Origin of the sequence: Nonomuraea cavernae (assembly GCF_040655715.1) — a bacterium.
GTDB lineage: Bacteria > Actinomycetota > Actinomycetes > Streptosporangiales > Streptosporangiaceae > Nonomuraea > Nonomuraea cavernae_A.
This window is the reverse complement of record NZ_JBFAKL010000004.1, coordinates 41,915-55,321: the sequence shown is the minus strand read 5'-3', so window position 1 is coordinate 55,321 and position 13,407 is coordinate 41,915. Positions and strand designations below refer to the sequence as shown.

Here is a 13,407-nt window from a genome sequence, read left to right as displayed (position 1 = left end):
CCGAACGGCGGAGGCGGGTCGGCCGGATGACCGATGGCGGCTCCCCCGCGCCGGACCAGGATTTACGGCATGAGGCGAATCATGGCAAGCGCGGTTCTGGTCGCGCTGGGGATGGCGGGCGGATGCGGGCTGGACGCCGAGGAGGTGCACGACGGCCGGACCTTCCAGCATTCCGGTGACCGGCTCACCATCGCGTCGTCACTGGGCGGGCTGCGCGTCCTACCGGGCACCGGCACGGAGATCCGGGTGGACCGGTGGGCCAAGGGCAAGGCGGCCCAGGAGGGCAACACGTCCTGGTCGCTGAGGGACGGCACGCTGCGGCTGAGCGCCGACTGCACGATGATCGTCGGCGACTGTGGCGCCCGCTACCACGTCAGGGTGCCATCCGGGACCCGACTCGTGATCGAGGCCAGCGAGGGGGTGGTCCTCGACGGGCTGCCTCAGGACATTGACGTGTCGGCCTCTGGGCCGATCAGGGCGTACGGCACGTCGGGCAGGTTGCGGCTGCTGGTCGAGGACAGCGTGATCGCGGGCGACCGGCTCAAATCGCCCAGCGTCCGGGTCCGGACCGCCAGCGGGTCGATCAATCTCTCGTTCGCCGTGCCGCCGTCCAAGGTGGACGCGGTGTCCCGCGAGGGGCGGGTCACCGCCACGGTCCCGGACGGCGCCTACCGGGTCACGGCCAAGAGCACGCACGGCAAGGTGCGGTCCCAACTCAAGAACACCAAGAGCGACAACGCCGTCATCGCGAAAAGCACCTCCGGCGATGTCCGAATAATCGCGAAATGACCTGATATCGAGACACGAATGCCGTGCTCCCCGTTTCCATCGGCAAAAGCCGCTACGCGGGGCGACAAACCGCGCTTCACCCCGAATGCGCTAACAAAGAGGGGCGGTTTGCTCCACCGGTATCGCCTTGGCAAGGAGTAAAGCGATGTCGTCCCGTTTGTCAGCCGGACGCTGGGCTTTGACGATCAGGTCACAGAGCTGCTCGATCCCCCGTGGTGGACCGGTCAGCAGCGAGCACAGGTCGGCGATGCCGTCACTGATGCTCCGGTCGCGGGTCTCCACCAGCCCGTCGGTGTAGAGGGCGAGCATGCCGCCGGCGGGCATGGTGGCCTCGCAGATCTCCAGGCGCTCGCCGCCGACTCCGAGGGGCGGCCCCGGCACGACCGGGACGATCTCGGCCAGGCCGTTCGGCCTGACCAGCACGGGCGGCACGTGCCCCGCACTGGCGATCGCGAGGGCCCCGGTCGCTTGGTCGTACGTCGCGTAGACGCAGGTCGCGAGCTGGTCGGCGTCGAGCTGTTGAGCCACCCGGTTCAGCCGGAACAGCAGCTCACCCGGGTCCAGGTCGAGACTGGCCAGGGTCTGGGTGGCGGTCCGCAGCTGGCCCATCGTCGCCGCGGCCCGGATGCCGTGGCCCATGACATCGCCGACGACGAGCGCCGTACGGTCGCCCGAAAGCCGGATCACGTCGAACCAGTCGCCGCCCACGTGAGCCAGGTCGCCGGCGGGCAGGTAGCGGTAGCCGATCTCCAGGCCCGGAGACTCCTGAAGGAGGCTCGGGAGCAGGGCGCTCTGCAAGGTGAGCGCCGTGCGCCGCTCACGGCCGTAGAGCCGGGCGTTGTCGATGCAGATCGCGGTGCGCGCCGCGAGCTCCTCCGCGAGCGCGACGTCGCCGTCCTGGAACGGCTCGCTGGACTCCCGGCGTACCAGCACGAAGAACCCGAGCACATTGCCACGGGCGACCAGCGGCGTGACGAGGAACGAGCAGCCGGGCATGAGCCGGGCGATGATCGGGCGGCCGAACGCCTGGGCGTTCTCGTCGCCGACGACCTGTTCCAGCCTCGGCACCAGCACGGTCTTGGCGGTGGCCATGGCCTGCCCCTGCGGCAGCAACGGCGGGTAGACCGCGACCTCGCCGACCGGAAAGGCGGTGTTCCAGTCCCAGGGGTTGTCGACCGCCACGGCGGTGGCCACGCGCCGGACCAGCGCGGAGCCGTCCTTGGGCCGGACGGGGAACTCTCCCTCGGTGATGAGCCGCTCCTGGACCATGATCCCGCCGGTGTCGGCGAACCTCGGCACGGCGACGTCCAGGACCTCGCGGCAGGTGTGAGCCAGGTCAAGAGTGCTGCCGATGCGCGTACTCGCGTCATTGAGGAACGCGAGCCGCTCCTGCGAGGAGGCGGCAGCACTCAACCGTAACTCGATACGACTGCGAGGGTCCTTGATCAGGAAACCAGGATTCACCGGGACGTCGCCCTCCAGTTGGCTACAAAACACCGCTCATCGAATCACAAGAAAATTCGCGATGAGAAGAAATTACCGCTTCATCCGTTACCTCGGAAGCGGAAAAAATATGGCCAGATCGGAGCTGAGTTCGTCGCCAGGTTCGCGTTCCGGCATGGGCGCGGCGAACCTCCTGTCCGCCCCCTGTCCCATGCGACGGAGTCGAACTCCCACGATTCCGGACCCGTCCAGAGCGCGCAGCCGGGCTCTGAGCGCGTTGCCTGATCTCTTGCGAGCCGGTCAGCGGGGTGAGGCGAAGTGCAGGCGAACCGGCTCGGTCAGGGCGGCACGTGCGCCCTCGAAATCGGCCAGCCGAGCGGCTACCGTGGCGACCGCCAGCCGTTCCGGTAGAACGGCGCCGAACTTCAGCCCGTGGACGGCGCGGCGATCGACGTCGGGCAACACCAGCAGCTCGCCGTCGCCCGCCCTGGCTCGGGCCTCGTGCCAGGCTGAGGGAGTCAGGTCCTCCCGCAGCCGGACGGAGAAGTCCGTCGGCCGCTGGACCGGATCGGCGATCGAGGGCAGTGTCGCGGCGAGTGTGGCGTTGGCTCGGTACCCGGCCCAGGTCCACCACCGCACGTCGTCGCCGGTCCGGGTCACCAGTGTTCCCCCGGGGTGCACGACGCCGGGGGCCTCCTCCTGACGCCATTCGGCAAGACGGTCCTGAGCCCGGCGGGTCAACGACACCGGCGGATCGGCGCCCAGGAGCACCTCCCGCATGGCGCGCGACAGGGCGTACGACAACCCGCTGACCCCGCCGCTGGTCCACTTGGCCACGCCTCCGCGTTCGGCCGGTTCGACGAAAGCCCTCTTGCGCGCCCAGTCGATGAAGGTCACCCGCCAGCTACGGCCGCCGAGGAGCAACAGACGCGGGCCGGGCCTCTCCTCGGTCAGCACCGACACGTCGGCCTGCCCGATCTCCCGACGCCCGGCCAGCACCGTGAACTGCGGTGGTGCGGTGAAGGACGCGGTCAGCTCGATGAAGTGACGCCGTCCGAACCGCCGCTCAGCCTCGGGACCGATGAACAACATGCCGGCGTCCAGGTCGAGGAATCCCGCGCCGATCAGGTGGCGGAGAATGGGCTCCGCCGAGCGGTCGAAGGGAGCAAGGCCGTTCCATTCCGCCGGCCACAGCCGATCACCGATCGTACGCCGCTGGAGGGTGACGGCGAGGAGCTGCTGGGCGACCAGATGACGGGGTTCGGGCGGCGCGATCACCGGCTCCACCCAGCCCCGTCCCCACAGGAGGAGCAGGCCCGCGGCCTGGAGCAGGCTCTCGCCTCGCGTCGCGAGCAGCAAGCAGTTGCGTACGGTGCCGGCGCGTCGCCCGGTCCGCCCGATGCGTTGCAGGAACGACGCGACGGTGTGCGGCGAGTCGATCTGGATGACCCGGTCCAGATCCCCCACGTCGATGCCGAGTTCGAGGGTCGAGGTCGACACGATCACGCAGTCACGCGCCTCCGCGAAGGCCCTTTCCGACCGCGCCCGCTCCTCGGCGGCCAGCGAGGCGTGAGACAGGAACACGGTGACCTCGCGGTCGCGCAGGGCCGCGCCCAGTTGTTCCACCTGTCGCCGCGAGTCGCAGAACACCAGCCGCTTCTCGCCACGATGGAGTGCTGTGATCAGCTTCGCGGCGTTGGCCAGCGAGCCCACGTAGTCGAGTTCGACCTCGCCGGGCGGGACGCAATCAGTAGAGCCGGAGCCTGAAGTGCCGGAGTCGGGGGCGCCGGAGTCGAGCGGGACCGTGCGCGGCATCTCGGAGGCGATCACCCGCCCGGCTCGCTTCCCGGCGTGTGCCCCCTGCAACCAGGTGAGCAACTCCCGAGGGTTGCCCACGGTGGCCGACAGACCGATGCGCTGGATGGAGTGCCCGGTCACCCGTTCCAGTCGTTCCAGCACGGCCAGCAGGTGCCAGCCGCGGTCGTCGCCGGCGAAGGCGTGCACCTCGTCCACGACCACCGCTCGCACCTTTCCCAGCAGGTGCGCGTGGTCGGTCTTCACCCCGATCAGCAGCGCTTCGAGCGACTCGGGGGTGGTGAGCAGGATGTCCGGCGGATCGGTACGGAGCCGCTGCCGCTGCGACTCACGGATGTCGCCGTGCCAGAGCGCGGCCCGGCGCCCCAGCCACTGGGCGTAGGAGTCGATCCGGCTGACGAGGTTGTTGAGCAGCGCCTTGAGCGGACACACGTACAGCACGGACAGTCCGGTCCAGCGCTGGACGCTCATCGCGGACAGCAGCGGAAAGCAGGCCGCCTCCGTCTTTCCTCCGGCGGTCTGGGCGAGCAGCACCGCGTCGTCGCCGTCCATCAGCGGTTGGATGGCCGCCCGCTGCAACGGGCGGAGGTCGGGCCAGCCGAGGGTGTTGACGACGTGGTGCAGGACGACCGGGTCCAGCCGCTCCACCGGATCGGCCATCACAGGTCCAGGTCGACGTCGTCCGCCGAGGCGGCGAGGTTGCGCTCCGTCTCGGTGAGCTCGTCGCTCGCCAGCGTCAGCCGGTAGTGACGCCGGGGGTCGAAGTCCTCGAACTGGTCGATCCGGTCGAGCACGTCCCCCACGAGCTTCTTCAGGAACAGCCGGGGCGCCACGCCGGCCCGGCCGCCGAGCGCCCCGCCGACCGCCCGCGCGAGGTCGGCGACGTACGCGTCGTCGGCGACGGCCTTGACCCGTTCGGAGGCGCCGGCCGTGTACAGGTCACGGATGGTCAGCCCCAGGTCCACCAGGGACTCCTGGGTGAAGCCGGGCAGCCGGAGCTGCACCGCCCGGGGGTTGTCGAAGCGCGGGTCGGTGGTGAAGTCGGTCGCCAGCCGTTGCGCCAGCGGCGCGAGCCGCTGCACGCCCTGCTGCCCGTCGTAGAAGGCCGGAGTGCCGGTGATCACCAGGTAGAGGCCGGGGAAGCGCCCGGAGTGCACTTCGTCGATGAGCTGCCGCAGCGCGTTGAGCGCCTTGTCGCGAGCGTCGGAGCGCACCCGTTGCAGGGTCTCGACCTCGTCCAGCACGACGAGCAGCCCGGGATGCCCGCTGTCGCGCAACACGGTCAGCAGCCCCTGTAGGAAGCCGAACGCCCCGAAGTGGTCGAGGTCGCCACGCACCCCGGCGAACCGGCGGGCGGTCGCCGCGACGTGGGGCTGCCCGCCGAGCCACGCCAGCACGGCCGCCGCCGTCGTGTCGTCCCCGCCGAGCAGCGCGGCCCGGTAGCCGCGCAGGGCGGTCGCGAAGGCCGGGGCCTGCCGTGACACCTCGGCCAGCCGTGCGGCCAGCAGCTTCTCCACCTCGCCGGGCAGCTCGTCCTCGCCGGCCCCGTCGGCGAGCGCGTCCTCCTCCAGCGCGTAGAACCAGGCGTCCACCACCGGCCGCAACGCGCTGGGCGGGAAACTGGCGGTGGTGAGCCGCTCGGTCAGCCGCCGGTAGACGGTCTCCAGCTTGTGCAGCGGCGTCTCGGTCTCGGAGATCTGGATCTCGGCGACCGCGAAGTTGCGTCTCCTGGCCCGCTCACCGAGCCACCGGGAGAAGAACGTCTTGCCGGAGCCGTACTCTCCTCTGACCGCCTTGAACACCGCTCCGCCGGTGGCGACGGCGTCCAGCTCGGCGTCGAGCGCCGCCTCGAACCGGCCCAGGCCCGTGGCGAGCAGGTCGAGCCCGCTCTCCGGCACGGCGCCGCGCCGCAGCGCGTCGATCACCGTGCGCCGTCGCGCGGCGCTGACCTGGGCGGATCTGGTGGAGCTCACGTCGATCAGTGTCCCAGCTCGAACTGGTCCCGCAGCAGTGCCGTGTTCAGCCGCAGGGTCCGCCCGTCCGGAAGCGTCTCCAGGACCTGCACCCCGTCGTAGTTGAGGAGTTGGCGCAGCACGGCGGCGAAGCCGTCGGCCCGAGTGGCCGGGTAGCCGATGCGCTGCGCCAGGGCGGTGGCCGGGAGGGTGCCCGCGTCGAGAAGGACACGGATCGCCTGGTCGACCTTGTCCATGGGGGGTTTGCGCGCCAGGAGGTCCACCTGCTCGCCGAAGGTCTGCGAGGCCAGGAGCGCGTCGGCCAACCGGTCGGCGGGCGACAGGAGACGGGGCGCGAGCAGCGCGTCCTCCGCCGGAGCGAGGACCACGTCGAACAGCGCGTCTCCCGGTTCGGGCCGCGGCTTCGGCCGCTTCGCGGCCTTCTTGGGCGGAGGCGCGGGAGCGGCAGGTCGTGTCTCTTCCAGGGGTTCCAGGGACCACCAGGCCGGGCGTTGGTCGCCCAGCTCCCGCCAGCCCTTGGGCGGCTCCGCGCCGAAGGGCAGGAACGCCAGCACCGGGACGGTGAACTCGGCGATCGAGGCGCCGCCGTGGTAGCCGGCCTTCTGCGAGGTGTAGCGGGAGTCGGCGTCCCACAGGGCCACGATCTCGGCGCCCGGCTCGGGCCACACCACCCGTGGGCCGGAGAGGGTGATCTCGGTCTCCCGCACCGGCCCGCCCGGCGCGCGGTGGCGGGCGGAGGCGATCCCGTCGCCGTCGAGCTTGATCCCGTGCCGGTCCACCACGTGCCCGTGGTCGCTGACGAGGAGGACCGCCATGCCCTGGTCCGCCGCCACCCGCAGCAGCTCGCGGAGCTTGCCGATGTCGTCAAGCCGCCAGGCGCCGTCGCCGAGCTTCTGCTCCTTGCCGAGCCGGTCGTCGATCGTGTTCAGCACCACCGCGACATGGGTGCGGTCGTCGGCCAGCGCCTGGGTGAGCTCCGGACCGAACGCGTCGCCGACGCCGGCTGCGCGCAGATCGTCCTTGTGGAACACGGCCGCTTGGCCGCCGCCCCAGAAGCGGTGCGCGGGAAACAGCCGCTTCTCGTCGGCCTGCGTGCCCTTCAGCAGCTTCCCGGCGAACAGGGAGGTGCGGGAGGTCGTGGTCAGAGTGGGCAGGGCGGCCGCCATCGCGCGCCGCCGGGGAGCCTGCTCGCCCGGCAGCGGATCGTATTCGGCCCAGTGCCGCCGCAGTTGCTCCCCCAGCTCGGTGGCGATGGCCGCGCTCATCCCGTCCAGTACGAGCAGCAGCACCCGCCGCTCCGCCTTGCCGCCCACCACGGGCTTGACCACCCGCGTCAGGAAGGACTCGACGGTGAGCATGCCACCGGGGTCGGTGCCCACCGCGAGCCTCCGGGCGAAGGAGTGGTCGATCGCCCGCCGCCGCTCGCGGACCTGGGCCCCCAGCCCGTCGTAGGCCGCCCGGAGTGCGGGTTCGGGGTCACCACCTGCCTCAAGGTGTTCGAGCGCCTGGTCCGCCCACCCGGTTTCGGACATGTGGCGGTCCATCGCCGCCGCCACCGTCACGGCTTCGGTGGTGGGATCGTTCGCGAGCCATTGGACGAGCCGCTGCGCCATCCGCGCCCGCGTGATCCGCACCCGCGCGTCCGGGTCGGCCGCGAGGCGGTGCGCGCCCAGCTCCCGCACGGCGCGCGCGATCAACCGCGGGTCCCCGCCGGCCAGCGCCCGGCCGGCCGCCGCGAACCGGGCGTCGAGCCCGGCGGCCAGGACCGGGCTCGCCGACGCCGCGTCTTCGGCGCCGAACTGCCTGGCCAGCCCTCCGGCGCGGTCCAGCACCCTGGCGGTGATCCGCCGCGCCTGGCGGGCGTGCTCCTCGTCGCCGTCGGCACGGCCCGCCGTCAGCAGCGCTGTCACGAACTCCTCGCAGGCCCTGCCGAACGGGACGACCAGTGCGTCCAGCGCCTCCCCCGCCACGGCGGGTTCCTCGCCGAACCACCGCTCCGCCCGGCCTCGCGCGCGGTAGGTCCGCTCGTCGGCCTCGGAGTGCAGCCACAGCGCCGCGCACACCAGCCCGAACGCCACCGAGTCCGGCCCATGCCCGGCCACCACCAGAGTGAGCAGCGCCCGGCCCGCCTGGTCGTCCTCACCCAGGAACGCCGCCAGGCCGGCGCGCTCCGGGCCGCGCAGAGCCAGCAACCGCTCCGGGCCTCCCGGGGTGAGCGACCACCGCATCAGGGCATGGGTGTCGAGCCCTTCGTCGTCAGGCCGTGGATCGTCGCTGTAGCGGCCGAGCCCGAGCCGGCGCAGGGCCAGCGTGGACAGCGCGGCGCGTCGCGACAGCACCCCTCCGGCCAGCGGCGGCCAGCCGCCCGGCGGGGTGGCGTCCAGCAGCGCCTCGGCCGCCCAGTCGTCCTCACGCAGTCGCGCGTCGACCTGCTCGGCCACGAACGCCTCCCGTACGACGTTCCAGCCGTCGACGGCCTGGACGCGCTGCTTGTGCGCCCGAGCGAGGATCGCCGGGTCGAGCTCGGTCTGCTCCCTGTCGGTCAGCACGACCAGCACGCCGGGGTCGCCTGCGCCGGCCAGGTGACCGAGGATCAGTTCGTGTACGGCGAGCGGCGACGGCGCCGTGGCCACCCGGGCCCGTAGTCCTAGGCCGAACTCGAGCTCGCCCGGCCCGTCCCACTGCGGAGCGGAACGCAGGAGCACGACCCGTCGCCGTTCGCCCGGGGAGCCGGTCAGCGACGACTGGGAGGACAGGTACTGGGCGACGGTCACGGCGTTGAGCCGCACCGCGACGGTGACGGCGGTGCTCATCGCTCCACGACCTGCCAGGAAATCTCGATGTCGGCGTCTGGCTCCCTGGCCACCAGCTCAGCCAACTCCGCTCGCAGCTCCTCCACCGCTTTAGCGGCTTTCGTACGCTTCCGTCCCGAACGGCCAGGCGCGGAGGCGGGCTCGACCGGCAGGGTGCCGGCCCCTCCCAAGCCGCCGGTCTGGCCGGTCCCACCCAGGCCGGTCCCACCCACCGGGCTGTTCCCGCCCGTCTGGCCGGTCGAACCGGTCAGGCCGATCGGACCGCTTCCGCCGGTCGAGCCGATGCCGCCGGTCGAGCCGATGCCGCCCGTGACTCCCGGGCGTGGAGGCGGCGGCTCCGGAATCTGGCGGCGCCTGATCAGCGCCGTGACCTTGCCCCGCGTGCTGCCCAGCGCCTCGACGAGGTCGGCCGTCCGCTGGTCGGAGCCCGCCGCGCGGCGCAAGGACTCCAGCAGCGCCAGCCCTTCGGCGCCCTGCCCCTGGGCCAGCTCCAGGGTGTCCCAGGCGGCTCCGGCCAGCGCCTGCTCCACGTCGTGCGCCCGCTTGATGGAGGTGCCGTAGCGGTCGGCGCTCACCTGTCCCAGGTCGAAGCGGGCCAGCGTCTCGATGATCCTCTTCGCGCCGCCCGCGCCGTGCCCCGCCTCCCGCAGCGCCGTGAGCAGCTCGACCGAGCGCCGGGCCAGCGCGAACCGCCCGCTCTCATCGGTGTCGTCCAGCGCGAGGAAACCGGCGTGCGTCTCCAGTTGGCGGACCAGCCCGGCCGCGGGCTCGCGGAGCTCCCGCGCGGCGTCCGTGATCTGCCGGGCGAACTGGTTGACCATGCGGCCACGCCGCAGCGCCGGCGCCTTGCCGCCGAAGACGACCTCGAACCGCTGCCGCGCCTCAGCCCAGTCGGCCTCGCCCGGCAGGGGCTGGCTGCGCAGCGCGTCACGCGGCCTGATCTGCGACAGCTCCGGCGCCGGCTCCAGCGGGGTCCCCTCGCGCACCCACACCCGGTCGTCCATCTCGGCGAAGGCGGCGACGACCAGATTGACCAGGAACGACTCCAGGCCGCGCCGCTCGGGCCGATCCGTCCAGTCGGTGAGCGTGATCACGCTGAGGTCGCCGGTGACGCCCTCTCGCTGCGCCTCCCGCCGGAAGTGGTCGGCCCACCGGGTGGACAGCTCGAAGTACGCCTCCTTCTGCAGGCCGAGCCCGAGCGGCTCGGCGAGGTGTCCCATCAGTTTGCGGTCCTTGGCCGGCACCTCGACCCGCCGATCACGCGCTTCGGCGGCGGCCCGTACATGACCGAAGACCGTCCTGGCGTCGGCCGGTCTCACCGCGATGCCGGTGGCGTCGCGGTCCAGCTCGGGGTGGGCGGGGAACTGGTGGGCCAGCAGTTGCCCCGCGAGATGCCGGATGGCGTCGCGCAGCGACTGCCCGAACGAGACGGTCAGCCCCGCCAGGTCCGGCAGCGGCGCGAAGTGCTCCTCGAAGCCCAGCTCGACATCGGCGGCCTTCTTCGTGTCCAGGCCGTACGCCCCTTTGAAGGCCGTCCGCACCTGCTTGAGCAGCGCGTCGCGCTGGGTCTCCAGCAGCCCTTTGGCCCGTGCCCGGTTGTCGGCGTTGAGGTGGCCGGCGTACTGGGTGGCGAAGCGGTGCTCGTCGGAGAGCGCCTTGTCGATGACCACGAGCCGCTGGAAGTCGGCCATCCGCTGGACCGACAGATGGGCGGGCACCCAGCCGACCGTCTGCGGCGGCCTGCCCTCGCGGGGGCGTTCGCGCAGGTCGCGCATCCGGTTGACGTCGTCGACCGGCCCGTAGTCGCCCTCGTCGAAGGGCAGGTCCACGACGATCCGCCACTGACCGTCGAGCTGTGGCTGCAGGTCGTGGTCCTGGAGCTCGTCCTCGTCGGCGATGTTCCCGAAGATCACCTCGATGACGCGTTCGGAGCCGCGCCAGACCAGCCGCAGCTCGTCGGCGCCCAGGCGCCCGTTGGGACGGTCCACGCCCAACTCGGCCGCGAGCAGCTTCTTGGCGAGGGCGATCCGGTTGCCCGGGTTGTTGTTGACCGCCGCGTTGGCCAGGACCGAGTCGACGTCGACGCCGGTGAGCTCCAGCCGCACCGCCGGGTTGGCGTCGGTGCCGGTCTCCTTGATCTCCGGGAAGCGGGCGGCCCAGTCGGCCACCTTGGCCTTGATGATGCCGACCTCGCTGCCGGGGATGGGCGCGGTCACCGAGCCGTGGTTGAGCGCGCCGAGCCGCCGGATCGTCAGGTCGCTCAGCGCGGGCACGCTCGGCGCGAGCGCCGACAGCAGCAGCGTGCAGATCAGCCGGTTGTCGCCGACGAACACCCGGCACCGCTGGGCCAGCCCGGGATCGGTGATCGCCTCGGGCCGGTGCAGGTAGCGTTCGACGTCGTCCTCGGTGACCTCGTTGACGCCGAGCAGGTAAGGCCGGAGCTTGGTCTTGTAGAGCCGGTCGGCGGCCTCGAAGACCACCTTCAGGCTGTCCACGAACGGCTTGTCGCCACCCGCCGAGATCACCTCGTAGAGGTCTCCCAACGGGACGAGATCGCCCAGCCGCAGGTGATCGCGGTGGTCGGCGAGAAGCTGCCCCATCAGCTTGAGACCAGTACGGGAACGTTGCAAAGCGGAGGAGATGTGGACCAGCGTGTCCATGAACGCGGGCGAGAAGGGGTAGGTCAGGCGGAACGACTCCTCGTCCGCGCCGGTGGTGCCCTTGTCGGAGCCGAGCAGCGTGTCCCAGACCTGCGGGCCGACCTTCTTGGTCCGCTCGAACGCGGCGTTGACCAGCGCCGCCGCCTCGTCGTCCTTCGGCCTGACCACGCGGGCGTGGGCGACCTGCGGCAGGTTGCGGTCCTCCAGAGTGATCTTGTCGAACCGTCCGGAGGCGAGGCTGAGCGTGTCCTGGATGGACGCCTCGGCCGCGCCCGACACCTCCTCGCCGACCAGCTCGCGCAGGTCACGCTGGCGCGCGATGAACGAGATGATCGGGATGGCCCGCCGGGCGTCGCTCCCCTCCACGAAGTTCGTGATCTTGCTGGCCTCGCGGGCGACGAACCTCTGGTCGTGGATGAGCGTCGCGAGCCACAGGATCAGCTCGTCCATGAAGAGGATGAGCCCGTCATAACCGAGCGACCTGGCGTGCTCGGCGATCACCGACAGGCCGGCGTCCAGCGAGATGAACCCGTGCTCGTCCTCGGCCGCGTTCTGCGCGAAGCCCGGCAGCAGGCTCGTGCTCGCGTCCTGTACGAGCTTGGCGCGCAGCTCGGCCGGGGTGGTCGGATGCACCAGATCGAGCGGAGCGCCGTCGTGCGACTCCTCCGCGCCCAGGGCGGTGTCGAGCAGGGCAGGCGTCCAGGAGAACGACTCGCCCCATTCGTCGTCCTCACCGCCGTCCCCGTCGCCGAAGCTCAGCCCCTTGACGACCGCGTCGTCGCCCATCCGCGCACGCATCGTCCTGATGTCGGTGAAGAGCGCGTCCGTCCGGTAGACCTGCGGGGTGGGCGCGTCCGGGTGCATCTTCTTGACGTGGCTGACGTAGCCGCCGAGCACCCGCTGCTCCAGGGCCTTGGCCCCCAGCATGTGGTAGGGCACCAGGAGAAACTTCTTGGCCTCGCGCTCCAGCCACTCGTGCTTGGTGAGCACAGGGTCGAACTCCGTGCGCCGCCAGGCGGTCCGGTTGCGGCTGAGCAGGGCGTACAGCACCGCCATGAAGTGCGACTTACCGGAGCCGAACGAGCCGTGCAGGTAGGCCGCCTTGGACGTGTGCCCGTCGAGAGCCAACTTGATCAGGCCGATCGCCTCGTCGAAGTTCTCCAGCAGCCGTTCGGTGACCACGTAGTCCCTGAGCGCGCGCTCGGCCCCCTCGGGGGTCACGGCCTCTGCCAGGCTCAGCACGAAATCGGAGGTGGAGATCGACTCCTTGATGTCGATGACTTCGCGGAGCAGGGGGTGCTGGAGCATGGGGGGGAGACCTCTCCTTCGACGCCGCGCCCGACGATACCGAACGCAGCCTCCCCGCAGGTGGCGATGAGCCGGTCGGCGTGTTCCGGCCGATGCCCCCGAGAAGTTTCAGCATTTCGCGGGAATCTTCTGCCATCGCGCGATGCTTCGTTTGTACTGCTCCGGCATGTGGAGGTCGGGGACTTCGCCGTACTCGAACAGGCCCAACTTTTTGTGCTCGTCAGAGCTTCGGATCTCCTCGTTACCTTGATATGTCGAGCCGTAGCTCACGATGAATGTATGACGCAGCGGCGTGATCTCGTAAACCCACGTATCGATGATCGATTCGACTGTGACGGTGAGATTGAGCTCTTCGTATACTTCTCGACACACGCACACTTCGGGAGTTTCGCCGACTTCCAGCTTTCCTCCTGGAAGCTCCCACTCGTCTCGCTCATTCATGAGCAGCGGTATTTTGCCGTCTATATCGATGACAAGCTTGACTGATATGGGAAGCTGGTACTCAAAATATCCAGCGTTACGCTCCACCAGATACTGAGGCTTCCCACCGGGACCGAGACGGTCGGGACCATCCATGCATAGCTCCTCTGATCAACGAGCGAGAAT

General features: G+C 70.8%; 7 protein-coding genes. 1 reads left to right on the top strand and 6 read right to left on the bottom strand.

What is annotated here, in order from left to right; genetic code table 11:
* The first annotated feature begins 81 nt into the window (after positions 1-81).
* Positions 82-789 carry a DUF4097 family beta strand repeat-containing protein gene (locus AB0I38_RS07235; protein ID WP_358463371.1) on the top strand — a complete coding sequence of 236 codons (708 nt, stop codon included), beginning with the start codon at positions 82-84 and terminating at the stop codon, positions 787-789.
* A gap of 90 nt (positions 790-879) precedes the next feature.
* Here the strand turns inward: AB0I38_RS07235 and AB0I38_RS07230 are convergent, their stop codons facing one another.
* The 6 genes from AB0I38_RS07230 to AB0I38_RS07205 all read right to left on the bottom strand — a co-directional run bounded on the left by AB0I38_RS07230 (position 880) and on the right by AB0I38_RS07205 (position 13,377).
* Positions 880-2,202, bottom strand: a complete 1,323-nt coding sequence (locus AB0I38_RS07230; protein ID WP_358463368.1) for a PP2C family protein-serine/threonine phosphatase — start codon at positions 2,200-2,202, stop codon at positions 880-882.
* A gap of 330 nt (positions 2,203-2,532) precedes the next feature.
* A complete protein-coding gene (locus AB0I38_RS07225) occupies positions 2,533-4,707 on the bottom strand; it encodes a DEAD/DEAH box helicase (RefSeq protein WP_358463365.1) in 2,175 nt (724 codons plus the stop codon).
* Positions 4,707-6,020 (bottom strand): BREX system ATP-binding protein BrxD, encoded by a 1,314-nt coding sequence (gene brxD, locus AB0I38_RS07220; RefSeq protein ID WP_358463362.1) that lies wholly within the window; start codon positions 6,018-6,020, stop codon positions 4,707-4,709. Before brxD ends, AB0I38_RS07225 begins: the two co-directional genes overlap by 1 nt.
* A gap of 5 nt (positions 6,021-6,025) precedes the next feature.
* Entirely contained in the window at positions 6,026-8,833 is a 2,808-nt protein-coding gene (gene pglZ, locus AB0I38_RS07215; RefSeq protein WP_358463360.1) for a BREX-2 system phosphatase PglZ, read from the bottom strand.
* On the bottom strand, positions 8,830-12,801 hold the full coding sequence (pglY, locus tag AB0I38_RS07210) for a BREX-2 system ATPase PglY (protein ID WP_358463358.1): 3,972 nt from the start codon (positions 12,799-12,801) through the stop codon (positions 8,830-8,832). The genes pglZ and pglY overlap by 4 nt, the downstream gene beginning before the upstream one ends.
* 108 nt (positions 12,802-12,909) lie before the next feature.
* Complete coding sequence (locus AB0I38_RS07205) at positions 12,910-13,377, bottom strand: NUDIX hydrolase (RefSeq protein ID WP_358463355.1); 468 nt, start codon at positions 13,375-13,377, stop codon at positions 12,910-12,912.
* Positions 13,378-13,407: the final 30 nt, after the last annotated feature.